This window comes from Streptomyces sp. W16 (assembly GCF_033194735.1).
Taxonomy (GTDB): Bacteria; Actinomycetota; Actinomycetes; order Streptomycetales; family Streptomycetaceae; genus Streptomyces.
On sequence record NZ_JAWOAI010001116.1, the window covers coordinates 1 to 1161 of the forward strand.

A 1161-nucleotide genomic window follows, 5' to 3' on the forward strand; every position below is an offset into this window, starting at 1 on the left:
CCGCCCGCCGGACCCGCCACCAGCCGCACCTGACTGCCGGCCTGGGTGTCGTAGTCGCTGTCGGACAGGCCGCCGAAGGCGTCCGAGGTCGCCCGGGAGGGCCGGATGCCGGTGCTGATGGCGGCCCGGAGCACCTCGGTGCCGCCGGGAGCGATCGAGCACACCCCGGGGGTGCCGGGGTCGTAGCTGCCGGTCAGGGTTCCTTTGCAGGCGCCCTCGGTGGAGTCGGCGGCGTGGTCCGTGCCGTCGGTCCAGACCTGCTCGCCGGGCAGCCGGGTGACCCAGGAGTCCGTGGTGTCGCGGGCGCCGACCCGGATCAGCTCCAGGTCCAGCCGCGCGGGACGGGTGTTCGGCTGTGGCAGGACGTTGACGGCGGTCACCGTCAACGGATACGCCCGCCGATGGCCGCCGCTCAGCGCCACGTCGAGGGGGATCGCGACGGTGTGCCTGGCGCCGTCGGCGGTGGGCAGCCGGGTCGTCACCATGCTGACCAGGCCGGACGCGTCCTGCACGGTCAGCTGCAGGCTCGGTGCCAGGCGCCTGCCGTCGCTGCGCAGCCGCTCGTCCAGCAGCAGCGCGGTCGGACGTCCGGGGAGCGGTATCCCGAAGACGACCGGCGAGGGGGTGCGGGGAGCGGGCCCACCGACCGTGCCGACCAGGTCCTCGGTGGTGCCGCCGGGCAGGTTCACCGTCGACCGCGTCACCGGGGCCACGCCGGTCACCGCCGGCAGCGCGCGATAGGCGGTGCCCAGTACGGAGGAGGGGTAGCCGTCGTCCGCGGACGGGGAGATCCGCACGTCCGCGCCGACGGTGAACGCGGCCTGCTCGGACGCCAGGCCGCCCAGACAGGCCAGTGCGGTGGTGGCGAAGGCGCTCACCGACATGGCCAGGCACATCAGCACCACCGGTCCCGCGTTGCGCGCCGCCCGTCGGCCCAACTGCCAGCCGGCCAGCGGGAGTACGAGACCCCGGCCGCGTCGGCCGAACGCGTCCAGCAACAGGGAGGTCAGCGGCAGCAGCCGCAGCAGCAGGAGCGCGGCGGCACCGGCCACCAGGGTCGGCACCAGAACCAGCACCGGGTCCGCGGAGGCGCTGCCGGAGCCCACGTCGGCGATCAGCGAGTGGTGCCGCCGTAGCTCCAGATAGCCCAGGGCCGCGACG

1 pseudogene is annotated in these 1161 nt (G+C 75.0%); it reads right to left on the reverse strand.

The features are described from left to right. Nucleotides 1-1161 (reverse strand): annotated as a pseudogene (locus R6V09_RS53545) (ABC transporter permease); the annotation flags it as partial.